Origin of the sequence: Novosphingobium album (ex Liu et al. 2023) (assembly GCF_029076845.1) — a bacterium.
In the GTDB taxonomy this organism is placed as follows: Bacteria; Pseudomonadota; Alphaproteobacteria; order Sphingomonadales; family Sphingomonadaceae; genus Novosphingobium.
The window spans coordinates 1-17,226 of record NZ_JARESE010000063.1 but is presented as its reverse complement, the minus strand read 5'-3'; the positions used below and the strand labels follow the sequence as shown (position 1 = coordinate 17,226).

General features: G+C 65.7%; 14 protein-coding genes and 1 tRNA gene. 11 read left to right on the top strand and 4 right to left on the bottom strand.

Annotated elements, in window-relative coordinates; genetic code table 11:
• Window positions 1-43: 43 nt before the first annotated feature.
• Complete coding sequence (locus PYV00_RS18830; protein WP_275229837.1) at window positions 44-334, bottom strand: GNAT family N-acetyltransferase; 291 nt, start codon at window positions 332-334, stop codon at window positions 44-46.
• 80 nt (window positions 335-414) lie between these two features.
• Here PYV00_RS18830 and PYV00_RS18825 point away from each other — a divergent pair, with 80 nt between their 5' ends.
• Window positions 415-1,410 (top strand): threonine aldolase family protein, encoded by a 996-nt coding sequence (locus tag PYV00_RS18825; RefSeq protein WP_275229836.1) that lies wholly within the window; start codon window positions 415-417, stop codon window positions 1,408-1,410.
• Window positions 1,407-2,324, top strand: a complete 918-nt coding sequence (locus tag PYV00_RS18820; protein WP_275229835.1) for a DMT family transporter — start codon at window positions 1,407-1,409, stop codon at window positions 2,322-2,324. The genes PYV00_RS18825 and PYV00_RS18820 overlap by 4 nt, the downstream gene beginning before the upstream one ends.
• On the opposite strand, the gene PYV00_RS18815 is transcribed toward PYV00_RS18820, so the two are convergent.
• Window positions 2,301-3,080: an SDR family NAD(P)-dependent oxidoreductase gene (locus PYV00_RS18815; RefSeq protein ID WP_275229834.1), complete on the bottom strand. Its 780-nt coding sequence runs from the start codon at window positions 3,078-3,080 to the stop codon at window positions 2,301-2,303. The genes PYV00_RS18820 and PYV00_RS18815 overlap by 24 nt on opposite strands.
• Before the next feature lie 59 nt (window positions 3,081-3,139).
• Between PYV00_RS18815 and pepN the strand changes: the two genes are divergently transcribed.
• The 5 genes from pepN (at window position 3,140) to PYV00_RS18790 (ending at window position 9,521) form a co-directional block, all read left to right on the top strand.
• The gene (gene pepN, locus PYV00_RS18810; protein ID WP_275229833.1) at window positions 3,140-5,791 is read left to right on the top strand and encodes an aminopeptidase N; all 2,652 of its coding nucleotides are present in this window, start codon (window positions 3,140-3,142) and stop codon (window positions 5,789-5,791) included.
• Entirely contained in the window at window positions 5,784-6,566 is a 783-nt protein-coding gene (pgeF, locus tag PYV00_RS18805; protein ID WP_275229832.1) for a peptidoglycan editing factor PgeF, read from the top strand. The genes pepN and pgeF overlap by 8 nt, the downstream gene beginning before the upstream one ends.
• A 205-nt stretch (window positions 6,567-6,771) precedes the next feature.
• Window positions 6,772-7,338, top strand: a complete 567-nt coding sequence (gene petA / locus PYV00_RS18800; protein ID WP_275229831.1) for a ubiquinol-cytochrome c reductase iron-sulfur subunit — start codon at window positions 6,772-6,774, stop codon at window positions 7,336-7,338.
• Window positions 7,339-7,366: 28 nt separating this feature from the next.
• A complete protein-coding gene (locus PYV00_RS18795) occupies window positions 7,367-8,647 on the top strand; it encodes a cytochrome b (protein ID WP_275229830.1) in 1,281 nt (426 codons plus the stop codon).
• 28 nt (window positions 8,648-8,675) lie between these two features.
• Window positions 8,676-9,521 (top strand): cytochrome c1, encoded by an 846-nt coding sequence (locus PYV00_RS18790; protein WP_275229828.1) that lies wholly within the window; start codon window positions 8,676-8,678, stop codon window positions 9,519-9,521.
• A gap of 155 nt (window positions 9,522-9,676) precedes the next feature.
• Here PYV00_RS18790 and PYV00_RS18785 read toward each other — a convergent pair whose 3' ends face one another.
• On the bottom strand, window positions 9,677-11,041 hold the full coding sequence (locus PYV00_RS18785) for a malonyl-CoA decarboxylase (RefSeq protein WP_275229826.1): 1,365 nt from the start codon (window positions 11,039-11,041) through the stop codon (window positions 9,677-9,679).
• 226 nt (window positions 11,042-11,267) lie between these two features.
• On the opposite strand from PYV00_RS18785, the gene PYV00_RS18780 reads away from it, so the two are divergent.
• The 4 genes from PYV00_RS18780 to hsdR all read left to right on the top strand — a co-directional run bounded on the left by PYV00_RS18780 (window position 11,268) and on the right by hsdR (window position 16,427).
• A tRNA-Gly gene (locus PYV00_RS18780) sits at window positions 11,268-11,341 on the top strand.
• Between the two features lie 120 nt (window positions 11,342-11,461).
• Complete coding sequence (locus PYV00_RS18775) at window positions 11,462-12,913, top strand: N-6 DNA methylase (RefSeq protein ID WP_275229825.1); 1,452 nt, start codon at window positions 11,462-11,464, stop codon at window positions 12,911-12,913.
• Complete coding sequence (locus PYV00_RS18770; RefSeq protein WP_275229824.1) at window positions 12,910-14,100, top strand: restriction endonuclease subunit S; 1,191 nt, start codon at window positions 12,910-12,912, stop codon at window positions 14,098-14,100. The genes PYV00_RS18775 and PYV00_RS18770 overlap by 4 nt, the downstream gene beginning before the upstream one ends.
• Complete coding sequence (hsdR, locus tag PYV00_RS18765; RefSeq protein ID WP_275229822.1) at window positions 14,097-16,427, top strand: EcoAI/FtnUII family type I restriction enzme subunit R; 2,331 nt, start codon at window positions 14,097-14,099, stop codon at window positions 16,425-16,427. The genes PYV00_RS18770 and hsdR overlap by 4 nt, the downstream gene beginning before the upstream one ends.
• A gap of 45 nt (window positions 16,428-16,472) precedes the next feature.
• Here hsdR and PYV00_RS18760 read toward each other — a convergent pair whose 3' ends face one another.
• Window positions 16,473-17,012 carry a GNAT family N-acetyltransferase gene (locus tag PYV00_RS18760; RefSeq protein ID WP_275229821.1) on the bottom strand — a complete coding sequence of 180 codons (540 nt, stop codon included), beginning with the start codon at window positions 17,010-17,012 and terminating at the stop codon, window positions 16,473-16,475.
• Window positions 17,013-17,226: the final 214 nt, after the last annotated feature.

Below are 17,226 nucleotides of genomic sequence, written 5' to 3'. Positions count from 1 at the left end.
GATTGCGCGGAAGAGCGCGTTTCGCTCCCCCTTGCGGTGCGCCTCAGCCTTTGAGGTCCGCCCATTCGGGGTGCCTGGCGAAGGCGGCGACCACGTAAGTGCATTGCGGCCGGATCTTGAAGTGGTTCTCGCGCGCGTCGGCCACCAGCGCCTCGACCAGCCGCCCGGCGACGCCGCGCCCGCCGATCTCGCCGGGCACCAGCGTGTGTTCGGCCACGTGCACGCCGTCACGCACCACCCAGGTCAGGCGGCCGATGTGGTCGCTGTCGGCGACATGGGCATGATATTCGCCCGCATTCCCGTGATCGTGCTTGGTGATGGTGACGCCGACCATGCGCTGCTCCTTGCCGTTGTGCGGTTTCCCGCTGTCCGGTGCTTGACGGGACCGGCTTCCGCTCGCAGGGCGATATGGCCATGCAATTCACGTCCGACAATGCCGCCGCCGTGCATCCCGCGCTATGGCGCGCCATGCACGCCGCCGATGCGGCCGATTCGCCTTATGACAACGATGCCCTCAGCCGCGAGCTGGACGGCGCCTTCTCGCGCCTGTTCGGCCGCGAATGCGCCGCGCTGTGGGTCGCGACCGGGACGGCGGCGAACTGTCTGGCGCTGGCCGCGCTGGTACCGCCGCATGGCGGTGTCGTCTGCCACCGCGAAGCGCATATCGAGATGGACGAGGCGGGCGCCCCCGGCTTCTATCTTCACGGCGCCAAGCTGATGCTGGCCGAAGGCGACAGCGCCAGGCTGACGCCCGCCAGCATCGCCGCCGTGATCGATCCGATCCGCGACGACGTGCACCAGGTCCAGCCCCACGCCGTCTCGATCACGCAGGCGAGCGAATATGGCTGCGTCTACCGGCCCGCCGAACTGGCGGCGATCGGCGCTTTCGTCCGCGCGCGCGGGCTGGGCCTGCACATTGACGGCGCGCGCTTCGCCAATGCCGTCGCGTTCCTTGGCTGCGCGCCGGCCGAAGCCTGCGCCGGGGCCGACGTGCTGAGCTTCGGCTTCGTCAAGAACGGGGGCATGGGCGCGGAAGCGATCGTGTTCTTCGATCCCGAGATGGCGCGGGTGATCCGCTATCGCCGCAAGCGCGCGGGGCACCTGCAATCCAAGGGCCGCTTCCTGGCCGCGCAGATCCTGGCCATGCTGGAAGGCGATCTGTGGCTGGACAACGCGCGCGCCGCCAATGCCGCCGCGCAGGCGATCGCCGCCGCCGCGCCCGGCCGCCTGCTGCACCCGGTCGAGGCCAACGAGATCTTCCTGGCCACCAGCCCGGCCGAGCGCGCCGCGCTGCGCGCCGGGGGCTTCGAATTCTATGACTGGGGCAAGGACGCGGCCCGGCTGGTCACCGCCTGGGACACGAACCCGGATCACGCGGCCGCGCTGGCCCGGGCCATTGCCCGCCTGTGAGCGCGGCGGACGGCGCGCCCGAGACGATCCGCGCCGGGATCATCGTGCCGTTCCTGATCGTCGCGGCGATCTGGGGATCGACCTGGCTGGTCATCAAGGATCAGGTGGGGGCGGTGCCGGCAAGCTGGTCGGTGACGTATCGCTTTCTGCTGGCTTGCGCGGGAATGTTCGCGCTGGCGCTGGCGCGGCGCGAATCGCTGCGGCTTTCGGGCGAGGGGATGCGGCTGGCGGTGCTGCTGGGCCTGACCCAGTTCGTGGGCAATTTCCAGTTCGTCTATCGCGCCGAACAGCACCTGACATCGGGGCTGGTGGCGGTGTTCTATGCCTTGCTGATGGTGCCCAACGCGGTGCTGGCGCGGCTGTTCCTGGGCGAGCCGGTGACGCGCCGGTTCCTGGCGGGCTCGCTGGTCGCCATGGCCGGGATCGCGCTGCTGCTGGTGCACGAATACCGCGTTGCCCTGCCCGGCGGCCGGGTCGCGCTCGGCATCCTGTTCACGTGCGCCGGGCTGTTCAGCGCATCGGCGGCGAACGTGCTGCAGGCCAATTCGGTGGGCCGCCGCCAGCCGGTGGTGCCGCTGATCGCCTGGGCCATGTTCTGGGGCGTGCTGGTGAATGCGGCCTTCAGCCTGGCCACCGCCGGCCCGCCGCGCTTCGATCCGCGCTGGGAATACCTGGCGGGCATCGCCTATCTCGCGATCTTCGGCTCGGTCGTCACTTTCCCGCTCTATTTCGGGCTGATCCGCGCGATGGGCGCCGGCCGCGCGGCTTACAACGGCGTGGCGGTGCCGGTGGTGGCCATGGCGCTTTCGACCGCGTTCGAAGGCTATCGCTGGACGGGCCTGGCGGTAGGCGGCGCGGTGCTGGCGATCGCCGGACTGCTCATGGCGCTGTCAGCCCGCAAGCAGCGCGCGTAGCCCTTCGCGATACGTCGGATAGCGGGGCCGCCAGCCGAGCACGCGCTTCGCCTTGCCGTTCGCCACGCGCCGGTTTTCCGCATAGAACGCGCGCGCCATGGGCGAAAGGTCCGCCTCCTCCAGCGCCAGGAGCGGCGGCGGATCGCATCGCAGCAGCCGGCAGGCTTCCTCCACCAGCGCGTTCTGGCCGCAAGGCAGGTCGTCGGCCAGGTTGTAGGCGCCCGGCGGCGCGTCCAGCCCGGCGATGACGCCGCTGGCGATATCCTCGACATGCACGCGGCTGAACACTTGCCCCGGCAGCGTGATGCGGTGGGCGCGCCCCGCGCGCACCCGGTCGAGCACGCTGCGCCCCGGCCCGTAGATCCCCGGCAGTCGCCAGACGCGCGCGCCCAGCGCTAGCCAGGCCGCGTCCGCATCGCTGCGCGCGGTGCGCCGGCCCGTGCCGGTGGGCGCGCTTTCATCGACCCAGGCGCCGCCGGCATCGCCATAGACGCCGGTGGACGAAAGGTAGGACAGCGCCTTGCCGCGCAGCGCCGCGCCATAGCGGTCCAGCACCGGGTCCAGCCCCTCGCCGCCGGGCGGGACCGAGGACAGCACGTGATCGGCATCGGCCAGCGCCAGGCGGACATTGCCGCTATCGTCGAACCCCAGCTGGCCCTCGCGCCCGGTGGCGATCACCTCCCAGCCGCGCGCCGCCAGGGCGCGGGCGATGACGGAGGCGGTATAGCCGAGGCCGAAGACGAAGAGACGGGGCATCGCGCGGCGGCATAGCGGAACTGCTGGCAATCGGAAACGGAAGCGCTACCTAGGCGGGCATGGATATTGCCAGCAGACCGTCCGAACCTGTCGCCGATCCACAGCTTGCCGGTGCCGCGCCGCCGCCCTTGGCCCCGCCGGTGATTCGCCGCGAGGATTACCAGCCGCCCGCCTGGCTGGTGCCGGAGATCGCGCTCGACTTCACGCTGGGGGTCGATGCTACCCGCGTCGTCTCGCGCCTGACGGTGCGGCGCAATCCGCACGGCGATGGCGCGGCGTTGCGCCTGAATGGCGACAATATCGCGCCGCTGGGCGTGAAGGTCGATGGCGTGGCGGTGAACGACTGGCGGCTCGACGGCGCGGACCTGTTGATCGACCTTGCCGGCGATGCCCACGCGGTCGAGGTGGAAACCGCGGTCAACCCGGCGGCGAACAGCCAGCTCATGGGGCTTTACGCGTCCAACGGGATGCTGTGCACCCAGTGCGAGGCCGAGGGGTTCCGCCGCATCACCTTCTTCCCTGACCGGCCCGACGTGCTTTCGACCTACCGGGTGCGGATGGCGGGCGACAAGGCGGCGTTCCCGATCCTGCTGTCGAACGGCAACTGCGTGGCGCAAGGTGATGACGCGGACGGCACCCATTGGGCCGAATGGCACGATCCCTGGCCCAAACCCTGCTATCTCTTCGCGCTGGTGGCGGGCGATCTCGTCGCCAACCACGATAGCTTCACCACCATGTCGGGCCGCAAGGTCGATCTCAACATCTGGGTCCGCCCCGGCGACGAGGCGCGCACGCACCACGCCATGGCATCGCTGAAGGCGGCGATGCGGTGGGACGAGGAGACGTTCGGGCGCGAGTACGATCTTGACCTGTTCAACATCGTCGCCGTGTCGGACTTCAACATGGGCGCGATGGAGAACAAGGGCCTCAACGTCTTCAACACCCGCTATGTGCTGGCCGATCCCGAAACCGCGACCGACGCCGATTACGATGCGGTCGAAGGCGTGATCGGGCACGAATATTTCCACAACTGGTCGGGCAACCGCGTGACCTGCCGCGACTGGTTCCAGCTCAGCCTGAAGGAAGGCTTCACCGTGCTGCGCGACCAGCTGTTCAGCGCGGACATGGGATCGGAAGCGGTCAAGCGGATCGAGGATGTGCGGGTGCTGCGCTCGGCCCAGTTCCCTGAGGATTCGGGGCCGCTGGCGCACCCGATCCGGCCCGATTCCTATCAGGAAATCAGCAACTTCTACACCGCGACGGTCTATAACAAGGGCGCCGAGGTGATCCGCATGATGCGCACCATGGCCGGGCCCGAACGCTTCCGCCAGGGCACCGACCTCTATTTCGCGCGTCACGATGGCGAGGCGGCGACGTGCGAGGATTTCGTCAAGGCGATCGAGGACGGGTCCGGGCTCGATCTCGGGCGCTTCCGCCTGTGGTACGGGCAGGCCGGCACGCCGCAAGTCAAGGTCGCGCTGACGCACGCGGGCACCACCGCCACGCTGGCGCTCTCGCAAGCCGTGCCGGTGACGCCGGGCCAGCCCGAAAAGCAGCCGATGCCGATTCCCCTGCGCGTCGCGCTGTTCGATCGCGAAAGCGGTCGCCATGGCGGCGAACGCCTGATCGTGCTCGACAAGGCGAGCGACAGCTTCACGTTCGATGGCTTTTCCGCGCCGCCGGTGCTGTCGATCAATCGCGGCTTTTCCGCGCCCGTCTCGATCGAGGCCGATCGCTCCAACGCGGATCTGGTGTTCCTGGCCGCGCACGACGACGATCCCTTCGCCCGCTATGAGGCGATGCAGAGCCTGGTGGTGCGGCATCTGGTCGCCGCGGTGGGCGGCGGGCTGTCGCCGGATGACCGGGCGGCGGGCCGCGCGGCGATCGGCGAGGCTTTCGCCGCGTTCCTCGCCGATGGCGCGCTGGATGACCTGATGCGTGGCGAGCTGATGATCCTGCCGTCCGAAACCTACCTTGCCGAGCAGCTCCTCGTCGCCGATCCCGGCGCCATCCATGCCGAGCGCGAAGCGCTCAAGGCCTGGCTGGGCCATGCCTTGCAGGCCGCGCTGATCGCGCTGCACGATCGGGCTTCGGCCGTGCCCTACAGCCGCGATGCCGCCGCGCGCGGCGCGCGCAAGCTGAAGACGCAGGCGCTGATCTATCTCGCGGCCGGCGCGCCGGAGGAAGCGGCGAGGCGCGCCATCGCGCAATACCGCGCCGCCGACAACATGACCGACCGGCAAGGCGCGCTGATGGTGCTGTGCGGCCTGGCCGTGCCCGAGCGCGAGGAAGCGCTGGCCGATTTCCACGCGCGCTATCACGGCAACGCGCTGGTGATCGACAAGTGGTTCTCGCTCCAGGCGGGCTCGCTCCATCCGCAGGTGCTCGATCATGTCCAGGCGCTGGCCGGGCATCCTGATTTCACCATGCACAACCCCAACCGGGTGCGCGCGCTCTACATGGCCTTCGCGGTCAATCCCAAGGGCTTCCACGTGGCGGATGGCGAAGGCTATCGCATCATCGGCGATCTGATCCGCCGGCTTGATCCGATCAACCCGCAGACGGCGGCGCGCTTCGTCCCGCCGCTGGGCCGCTGGCGGCGGATCGAACCCGGCCGCTCGGCGATGATGCGCGCCGAGCTGGAACGAATCGCCGCCGCGCCCTCGCTGTCGCGCGACGTGCTGGAACAGGTGACGAAAAGCCTTGGCTGATCCGGCCGCAGAGCCTGTCGAAGTCATCGCCGCGCCATCGCTCGCCGGATTGCCGCACGGCTTCCTCGGCCGGCGCGGCGGGGTGTCGCGAGGCGATGTCGCCGGGCTCAATGTCGGCCACGGCTCGGGCGACGATCCGGCGCTGATCGCGGAAAATCGCGCCCGCGCGATCGCCGCGGTCAGACCCGGCGCGCGGCTGGTCACGGTCTACCAGATCCATTCGCCCGATTGCGTCACCGTGGCCGATCCCTGGCCCGAGGCCGACCGGCCGCGCGCCGATGCGCTCGTCACCGATCGGCCGGGGCTGCTGCTCGGCATCTTCACCGCCGATTGCGCGCCGGTGCTGCTGGCCGATCGCGAGGCCGGCGTGGTCGGCGCGGCCCATGCCGGGTGGAAAGGCGCGGTGGCCGGCGTCACCGACCGGACGATCGCGGCGATGGAGCGGCTGGGTGCGCGGGCATCGCGGATCGTCGCCGCCGTCGGCCCCTGCATCGCCCAGCCGAGCTACGAGGTGGACGAGGGCTTTCGCGACCGCTTTCTTGCCGAAGACGCGGATAACGCGCGATTCTTCGCGGCCGGCGCGCGCACTGGCCATCGCCAGTTCGACCTTGCAGGCTATGTGGCCGCGCGGCTCGCGCTGGCGGGAATCGCCCATGTCGACCGGCTCGGCCTCGATACCTATGCCGCGCCGGAGCGGTTCTTTTCCTTCCGCCGCGCCACCCACCGGGGCGAGCCCGCCTATGGCCGGCAGATATCCTTGATCGGCCCGGCATAACCGCATCTTGACCGGCCGGGGGCTTGCGCCAAAAAGGCGGTTGGCAGGTGTGATTTTCGCGTCTATCAGGCCCGCCAAGTCGGCATCGGTCCGGGGTCCGTTCGGGCTCGTTGCGGGCATCGGGGGATACCAGGCGTACCACTGAACAGGATTCAGCCTGCTTCCGGTCTCGGCGGCGGGCCTTGGAGAGCAAGGCAAGGTCAACATGGCAGAAGAAGCGATCACTGACGCTCCGGAGCTTGCAACCGGAGATGGAGTGCGGCGTCGCGATTTCATCAATCTAGCAGCGGTCAGCGCGGCGGGTGTCGCCGGGGTTTCGCTCCTCGTGCCGCTCATCAGCCAGATGGCGCCTTCGGCCGACGTGCTTGCCGAATCCTCCACCGAAGTGGATATCTCCGCGATCCAGCCCGGCCAGGCGATCAAGTCGATCTTCCGCAAGCAGCCGGTCTTCATCCGCAACCTGACCCCCAAGGAAATCGCCGAGGCGAACGCCGTGCCGATCTCCAGCCTGCGCGACCCGCAGACGCTGGCCGAGCGGACCAAGGAGGGCAAGGAGAACTGGCTGATCACGATGGGTGTCTGCACCCACCTGGGCTGCGTGCCGCTGGGCGCCGGCGAGGGCGAGATCAAGGGCGAGTTCGGCGGCTATTTCTGCCCCTGCCACGGTTCGGCCTACGATACCGCGGCGCGCATCCGCAAGGGCCCGGCCCCGAAGAACCTCGAGGTTCCGACCTACGAATTCACCTCCGACACCGTCGTCAAGATCGGCTGAGGCCAAGAGACTCCCGAGGATCACGAACATGAGCTTCCCCTGGGCCCACGAATACACGCCGAGCCATCCCTTCATGAAGTGGATGGACGAAAAGCTGCCGCTGCCGCGCCTGGTCTATAACTCGGTCGGCTCCGGCTACCCGGTTCCGCGCAACCTGAACTATTTCTGGAACTTCGGTTTCCTGGCGCTGGCCTGCCTCGGCATCCAGATCGTCACCGGCGTGATCCTGGCGATGCATTATGCCGCCAACGCCGGCGTCGCCTTCGATTCGGTCGAGCACATCATGCGCGACGTGAACTGGGGCTGGATGCTGCGCTATGCCCATGCCAACGGCGCCTCGGCCTTCTTCGTGGTGATCTACATCCACATCTTCCGCGGCTTCTTCTACGGTTCGTACAAGGCCCCGCGCGAGATGGTGTGGCTGCTGGGCGTGGTGATCTTCCTGCTGATGATGGCCACCGCCTTCATGGGCTATGTGCTGCCCTGGGGCCAGATGAGCTTCTGGGGCGCCAAGGTCATCACCGGGCTGTTCTCGGCGATCCCGCTGGTCGGCGAGCCGCTGCAGCAGTGGCTGCTGGGCGGCTTCGCGCCGGACAACGCCTCGCTCAACCGCTTCTTCTCGCTGCACTACCTGCTGCCGTTCGTGATCGTCGGCGTGGTCGTGCTGCACATCTGGGCGCTGCACATCCCGGGCTCCTCGAACCCGACCGGCGTCGAGGTGAAGAGCGAGAGCGACACCGTGCCGTTCTACCCCTACTACATCGCCAAGGACGGCTGGGCGATGGGCCTGTTCGCCTTCCTCTACTGCGCGATGCTGTTCTTCTTCCCGAACGCGCTGGGCCACCCGGACAACTACGTCCCGGCCAACCCGATGAGCACGCCGGCGCACATCGTGCCCGAATGGTACTTCTGGCCGTTCTACGCGATCCTGCGCGCCTTCACGTCGGACTTCTTCTTCATCCCGGCCAAGCTGATGGGCGTGCTCGCCATGTTCAGCGCGATCCTGGTGTGGTTCTTCCTGCCCTGGCTCGATCGTTCGCCGGTCCGCTCGGGCAGCTACCGCCCGGCGTTCAAGAAGTTCTTCATCATCCTGCTGATCGACGTGCTGATCCTGGGCTACTGCGGCGGCGCGCCGGCGGCGGAACCCTATGTGATGATCAGCCAGATCGCCGCGATCTACTACTTCGCGCACTTCCTCATCATCCTGCCGATCGTTTCCTCGATCGAGCGGCCCGACCCGCTGCCCTTCTCGATCACCGAGGCCGTGCTGGGCAGCGACGAGCAAGCCGCCTTGGCTCCGGCCGAGTAAGCAACAGCGAGACGGAAAGACGAAAGCCATGATCCGCATCATTTCCATTCTCGTCGGGCTGTTCTTCACCCTCGGCCTGGCCTGGTCGTTCGGCAACGGCGCCTATACGGCGATCACCGAGCCGGCGCCCGTGACCGCCGAGCACGAGTTCCACCTCGTGCCCAAGGAAGTGCACTTCGCCAGCGACGGCCCTTTCGGCAAGTTCGATCGCCAGCAGCTGCAGCGCGGCTTCCAGGTCTACAAGGAAGTCTGCTCGGCCTGCCACTCGCTGCGCCTCGTCGCGTTCCGCGATCTGGCCGCGCTGGGCTATAACGAGGCCGAAGTGAAGGCGATCGCCAAGGGCTTCCAGGTTCCCGGCATCGATCCCAACACGGGCGAGGCGAACATGCGCCCCGGCCTGCCGACCGATTACTTCCCCAAGCCCTTCGCCAACGACGTCGCCGCGCGCGCTGCCAACAACAACGCGATCCCGCCGGACCTGTCGCTGATCACCAAGGCGCGTCACGACGGTGGCCCTTATGTCTACTCGCTGCTGACAGGCTTCCAGGCGCAGCCGGCCGAACTGCTGAAGGAATTCCCGGACGCCAAGACGCCGAACGGGCTGCACTACAACCCCTATTTCGCCAACCTCAACCTGGCGATGGCGCCGCCGCTGACCGCCGATGGCCAGGTCCAGTATGGCGACGGCACCAAGTCGACGGTCGACCAGATGGCCAAGGATGTCTCGGCCTTCCTGATCTGGACCGCCGAGCCCAAGCTGGAAAAGCGCAAGCAGACCGGCTGGCCGGTGCTCGGCTTCCTGCTCTTCGCCACCGTGCTGGGCTACATGTCCTACCGCAGCATCTGGGCCGAAAAGAAAAAGAAGAAGGCCTGACCGCAAGCTTCATTTCGGCAGCTTCACTCGGGCAAAAAAAAGCGCCCCCGCCAACCGATGGGCTGGCGGGGGCGCTTTGCTTTTGGTTACGTCTAACCGGGACCGGGAGCGTTTGCCCGAATAGCCGGGCGGCGGGAGCCCGGCCGCGCCGCCCGTCAGGCGGCAATCGCCGCCTTGGACGGGCTGTCCTTCCTGCCGCCGCTCTTTCCGCCACCCTTGCCGCCTTCGGCTTCCTCGACCAGCGCCTGCACCGCCTTCGACGTGGCGACAGTGCCCAACTCGGTCAGCGCGAAGTGGTTCGCCTCGATCTCGCCGAGATCGTAGACGTAGTTGACCATCACGCCGTGCGCCTGGCGCTGGCCGTTCTCGGAAAGATCGGCATTGGCGTGGATCGCTTCCAGCCGCGCGCCGTTGCCCAGGTGGAAGCGCGCCACCGAATCGAGCGGCTGACCGCCCCGTCCCTTGGCGGTGACGAGGTACTGCGCCGCCAGCATGCGCAGATCCTTCGCGCCCGGCACCTTGGCCTCCGCGCCCTGCTCCTTGGCCAGCCACCGGGCGAAGCCGGGAACCGGGGAGAGCGTCGCGAAAGTCTTGAGGTGCGGCAGTTCTCCCTTGAGCAGCCCGACCACGCGCTTGATCAGGTAATTGCCGAAAGGAATGCCCTTGAGCCCCACCTGGCAATTGCTGATCGAATAGAAGATCGCGCAGTTCGCCTCGGTCGGCGGAATGTGCTCGCGCTCCTCGGCGATGATCTGGTGGATCGCGCTGGGCAATTGCGGCGTCAGCGCCACTTCCACGAAGATCAGCGGGTCATCCATCATCTGCGGATGGAAGAAGCCGTAGCAGCGCCGGTCGGTGGGCTCCACCCGGCGGCGCAAGTCTTCCCAGCCATGGATCTCGTGCACCGCTTCATAGCGGATGATGCGTTCCAGCAAGTGCGCGGGCGAATCCCAGCCGATGCGGCGCAGTTCCAGGAAGCCGGCGTTGAACCAGGCGGTGAAGGCGCTTTCCATCTCGCGATCGAACGCGGCGATCCCCGGCGAGCCCTTGGGGGCCGAAAGCAGATCCTCGCGCATGTCGATCAGTCGCTCGGTGCCCTGCGGCGCCAGGTTCAGCAGCCGGATCAGCTTCTGGCTGGGCGATTCGGTCGCTTCGTTCAGTGCGCGCGCCGCGTTCTCGTCCCGCTTCTCCTGCCACTGCGCGATGGCACGGTCGATCGCCACCGCGTCGGCGGGATGGAGATCGTGGATCTTGCCGAGGAATTCATGCCGCGCGGCCGTGTCGCTCGCTTCGTAAAGGTCGAAGAAGGCAGATGCCAGCGCCGGCCCGGAGGCCCGCCCGCGCAGCGAAAGCAGCGCGTCGGCAAGGTCCAGCAGGCTGTCCCCGCTTGCCGCGCGCGGCGTCACGCCGATCCCGCGCAGCAGCTTGCCCAGGCCCGATTTCATCAGCAGGTCGAGCGGGTTGCGCCGCCGCGGCGAAGCCTGACTGTCCGATTGCGACCGCGACCGTGGCGTGTTCATCGAATGGCGTTCCCTTGTCCTGATCGTGGCTCCGCCCGCTTACGGGGCGAAAGCCGATTCGCACGATAGCATGAAGTCGGCGATGCCGCCGTGGCAAGGGCCTTGCGGCGACGCGCCGCCAGTATCCCGCCACCGATGCCCAATTGCCCGATTGACGAGACCGCCACCCTCGTGGCAATCGCAACCCGGCCTTGCGTTCCCCACGCAAACGCATGCCGACCGGCACGCGGGTATAGCTTAGTGGTAAAGCTCCAGCCTTCCAAGCTGGCTATGCGGGTTCGATTCCCGCTACCCGCTCCAGCCGGCCAGCCGTGAAATTCTGGATGATCCCGACATTCTGGACATGTTGGGGAGGATGAGGCGCAAGGCTGCGTGATCGCCGCTTGTGGCCATTCCCAAACCGCTGCTACTTCTCGCCGCATGTTCGAACAGACTTTCAAGAACCTCGACGATATTCTTCGCAAGGAAGCCGGCTGCGCTTCCGAGCTGGACTACACCGAACAGACCAGTTGGCTGCTGTTCCTGAAATACCTGGATGATCTGGAAACCACCCGCGCCACCGAAGCCGAGCTGCGCGGGCAAGCCTACACGCCGATCATCGACGCCGCGCATCGCTGGGGCCTGTGGGCCGCGCCGAAGGATGCCGCCGGCAAGCTCGACCACAACCGCGCCAAGACCGGGCCGGACCTGATCGCCTATGTGAACCGCGAGCTGTTCCCCTATCTGGAGGGGTTCAAGGGGCGCGCCGCCAGCGCCGATACGATCGAATACAAGATCGGCGAGATTTTCGGGGAGATCCGCAACAAGTTCCAGTCCGGCTACTCGCTGCGTGACGCGATTGACGCGATCGACGAACTGTCCTTCGGCAGCCAGACGCAAAAACATGAATTGTCCGAACTGTACGAAGCCAAGATCAGGAACATGGGCAATGCCGGGCGCAACGGCGGGGAATATTACACCCCGCGCCCGCTGATCCGCGCGATGATCAAGGTGGTGAAGCCGACGCTGACCGACACCATCTATGACGGCGCGGCCGGTTCCTGCGGCTTCCTGTGCGAAGCCTATGACTATCTCCGGCCATTGGCGAAGACGGCCGGCGACCTCGAAAAGCTCCAGAAGCGCACCTTCTACGCCAAGGAGAAGAAGAGCCTCGCCTATGTCATCGGCACGATGAACATGATCCTGCACGGGATCGAAGCGCCCAACATCGTCCACACCAACACGCTGGCCGAACCCGTGCTGGACATTCAGGAGAAGGACCGCTTCGACGTGATCCTGGCCAACCCGCCCTTCGGCGGCAAGGAGCGGCCGGAAATCCAGCAGAATTTCCCGATCAAGACCGGGGAGACCGCCTATCTGTTCCTCCAGCACTTCATCAAGTCGCTGAGGGCAGGAGGATCGGCGGCGGTGGTGATCAAGAACACGTTCCTGTCCAACACCGACAATGCCAGCGTGGCGCTGCGCCGCGAGCTGCTGGAAAGCTGCAACCTGCACACCGTGCTCGATATGCCCGGCGGCACCTTTCAGGGCGCGGGCGTCAAGACCGTGGTGCTGTTCTTCGACAAGGGCGAGCCGACTCGCGGCATCTGGTATTACCGGCTCGATCCCGGCCGCACCATGGGCAAGACCAACCCGCTGAACGATGCCGACATGGCGGATTTCGTCGAGCGGCAGGCGAGCTTCGCCGAAGGGCCGAACGCGTGGAGCGTGGCGGCGGACACGCTCGATCCCGCGACCTTCGACCTGACCGTGCGCAACCCCAATGCGCCCGAGGCCGAGGCGCTGCGCAGCCCGCGGGAGATATTGGACGAGATTGCGGCACTGGATGCCGAGAGTGCGGAGATTCTGGCGCGGGTGAGGGAACTGCTGTGAAAGCGGGGTGGCGTAAGCGAAAGCTATCTGAAGTTCTGGAAGTCCAGAACGGCTACGCTTTCAATTCCAGGCAGTTTGTCACGGGCGGCGGTATGCCTCTGGTCCGCATTCGCGATTTGAGAGGCGGTTGGTCAACAGAAACCAACTTCGACGGCGATTTTGATGAGCGTTATAGAGTTCGCGCTGGTGACTTTCTTATCGGCATGGACGGTGAGTTTGGGTGTTTTGAGTGGCGCGGACCTGATGCGCTTCTCAATCAGCGAGTATGCAAACTTACGAATTTTGCGGCCGATGTGGATGCGCGATTTCTATTCTATGGCATCAACAGCCACCTCAAGGCCATTGAAGACGCAACGACCTACACGACCGTCAAACACCTTTCGTCGAAGCAAATCCACGCCATCGAGTTTCTTTTTCCGCCGCTGGAAGAACAGCGGCGGATTGTGGCGGTGCTGGATGAGGCCTTCGCCGCCATCGCCACCGCAACCGCCAATGCCGAAAAGAACCTCGCCAATGCGCGGGAGTTGTTCAGCGCTTCGCTTGCAAATGTTCTCGATGGTCAGCGGAAGGGCTGGCTCCTGACCAGTCTCCGCTCATTGGGGAAAACCTTGACGGGTAACACGCCAAAAACATCCGTTGCCGCGAATTTTGGAGATCATATTCCATTTATCAAGCCGGGCGATTTCCGGCCGAATGGTTCATTGGACTATGGCAACGAGGCGCTAAGCGTTCAGGGAGCAAGTGCATCACGGCTGATCCCGGCCGATGCCGCGCTGATGGTGTGCATTGGTGCCACGATTGGAAAATCGGGTTTTACTGAAACTGAGGTTACGGCAAACCAGCAGGTTAACGCCTTCATTCCACGCGCCGGTCTGTCGGGAAAGTTTGCTTTCTACCAATTTTTGACCGCGCGATTTCAGCGGGCTGTGTTGAGCGGTAGTGGGCAGGCCACACTCCCAATCATAAACAAATCCAAATGGTCTGATTTAGAAATCTACGTCCCTGACGATACCCGAGAGCAACAAGCAGTCGTTGATCTGCTAGATGCGACAATGCTGGAATGCGAGGCGCTTGAAGCCACAATAAGAAAGAAGATGATCGCGCTGGATGCCTTAAAGCAATCGCTTCTCCACCGTGCCTTCACCGGCGAACTGACCGCCGCAATGCCGGAAACCATCGCCGCATGAACGAAGCCGAGACCCGCGCCGAGCTGATCGACCCCGCGCTGCGCGAGGCCGGCTGGGGCGTGGTCGATGGCAGCCGCACCCGGCGCGAGGTGATCGCGCCCGGCCGGATCATGGGCAAGGGCAAGCGCGCCCGCGCGCTGTCCTGCGATTATGTGCTGGTCTATCGCAACACCAAGCTGGCGACGCTCGAAGCCAAGGCGGCGACCAAAAGCTATACCGAGGGCGTCGGGCAGGCGAAGGACTATGCCGCCCGCCTGCAATGCCGCTTCGCCTATGCCAGCAACGGCCGGCAGGTTTACCGCATCGACATGCAAACCGGCGCGGAAGGGCTGGTCGATCGCTATCCCACGCCGCAGGAACTGTGGGACGCCACCTTTGCCGAAGCGAACCGCTGGCGCGATCGCTTCGCGACTGTCGCCTATGAGACCGGCGGCGGGCGCTTCGAGCCGCGCTATTACCAGCACAACGCCATCGAGCGGGTGCTGGAGGCGATAGCCGGGGATCGCAGCCGCATCCTGCTGACGCTCGCCACCGGCACCGGCAAGACCGCCATCGCCTTCCAGATCGCGTGGAAACTGTTCCATGCCCGCTGGAACCTTTCCGACTGGAAAGCACCCGGTGAACCACGGCGGCACCCGCGCATCCTGTTCCTGGCCGATCGCAACATCCTCGCCGATCAGGCCTACAACAGCTTTGCCGCCTTCGACGACGGCGCGCTGGCGCGGATCACGCCGGGCGACATCAAGAAGAAAGGCGCGGTGCCGAAGAACGCCAGCGTGTTCTTCACCATCTTCCAGACCTTCACCAGCGGCACCGACGCCAATGGCGATCCCGCGCCCTATTTCGGCGACTATCCGCCCGATTTCTTCGACTGCATCATCATCGACGAATGCCATCGCGGCGGCGCGAAGGATGAAAGCGAATGGCGCGCGATCCTCGACTATTTCGCGCCCGCCGTGCAGATCGGCCTGACCGCCACGCCCAGGCGCAAGAACAACGCCGATACCTATGCCTATTTCGGCCAGCCGGTTTACACCTACTCGCTGAAGGAGGGGATCAACGACGGCTACCTGACGCCGTTCAAGGTCCGACAGATCGGCACGACCATCGACGAGTATGTCTATACGTCCGACGACGCCGTGATCGAAGGCGAGGTGGAGGACGGCAAGCGCTATACCGAACGCGACTTCAACCGCACCATCGAAATCCGCGAGCGCGAGGCCTACCGCGTCCGCACCTTCATGGCCATGATCGACCAGCGCGAAAAGACGATCGTGTTCTGCGCAACGCAGGAACACGCCGGCATCGTGCGCGACCTGATCAACCAGGTGAAGACCAGCACCAACCCGAATTACTGCGTTCGAGTCACCGCCTCGGACGGCGCGATCGGCGACCAATGGTTGCGCACCTTTCAGGACAACGACAAGACCATCCCGACGATCCTGACGACCTCGCAGAAGCTATCCACCGGTGTCGATGCGCGCAACGTCCGCAACATCGTGTTGATGCGCCCGGTCAACTCGATGATCGAGTTCAAGCAGATTATCGGACGGGGAACGCGACTGTTCGATGGGAAGGACTATTTCACGATATTCGATTTCGTGAAGGCCTATGAGCATTTCAGCGATCCCGAATGGGATGGCGAGCCGCTGGACCCGGAACCGCCGAAAGGACCGCGCGACGGCAAGCCGGAAGGCGATCTGCCCGAACCGGGGCCAGACCCCGAGCCGCCCAGGGCCAAGCTGGTGATCCGGCTGGCTGACGGGAAGGAACGCACGTTCCAGCATATCAGCGCCACGACGTTCTGGAGCGTGGATGGCAAGCCCGTTTCAGCGCAGCAGTTCATCGAAAACCTGTTCGGCCAGTTGCCCGACCTCTTCCGGGATGAAGACGAATTGCGCGCGATCTGGAGCCAGCCGGACACGCGGCGCAAGCTGGTGGAAGGACTGGCCGAACGCGGCTTCACCGGCGAAGCGCTCGACGGCATCCGCCGGGCGACGGATTCGCAGGAAAGCGACCTGTTCGACGTGCTGGCCTTCATCGCCTGGGCGCGCCCGCCCATCAAGCGGATCGAGCGGGCGGATACCCGGCGAGAAGCGATCCTCTTCCGATACGGTGACAAGCAGCGCGACTTCCTCGATTTCGTCCTGTCGCAATATGCGGCGGTTGGCGAAAGCGAGTTGGACGACGGCAAGCTGCCGGCCTTGCTGGAACTGAAATACGGCACGCCCATGGATGCCGTCCGCGAATTGGGATCGGTGGCCGAAATCCGCTCGACGTTCCTCGGCTTCCAGCGCGGACTATACGAAGGCGACGGCAAAAGCTGAGGCAACGGCCTCGGCGGCGCTCATTCGACATGACCGCAGCGCTTTTTAGAACACCTTTTCCATCTGCAGCAGAGGGACTGCCACGCCATCGACCCGGGCGAATTGCAGCTTCGCCTTGGGCTGGTATCCGCAGCTTTCATACAGCGGCACGCCGGCGGCGGTCGCCATCAGCTCAACGCGGCGATAGCCGGCCGAGCGGGCGGCCTCTTCGCATAGCCTGATGATGCGCCGGCCGATGCCGCGCCGCGTGAAGTCGGGATCGGTGTACATGGCGCGGATCTTCGCGGCGCCGCTCGCCGGATCGACGATGGCCGGCTCGCGCTTGATCACGCTCTCGTCGCCGCCATAGAGAGTGGCGCGAAAGCTCCAGCCGCCGCACCCGGCGATGCGCTCGCCATATTCGACCAGGAAATAGGTGCCATCGCGCACGAGCTGGCTGTCGAGCCCCATCACCTTGTGACTGGCGGCGACTTGCTCGGGCGTAAGGAACCCGGTCTGGAGCCGGGCGATCGATCGGCCCATCACGCGATGCAAGGCTTCCAGGTCATCCAGCCTGGCCACGCGGTCAGTGAATTGGTCGGTCATCGGATCATCTATGCACGAACCGGCCGGAGGGCAAAGGCTCACGCGGCCGGATGCGTGGGCGCGGGCAGGTCCCCATGAGGCTTGAGGTGGGCACCACGAATGGCCGGGTGTCCGAAGCCGAAGGATAATCGACCCCGCAAATCGTCATGGTGTAGCGCGACGATTACGGAGTCCGGTCGGCGTCAATTTTGATGGCCGATAGGTGGCCGCGCCG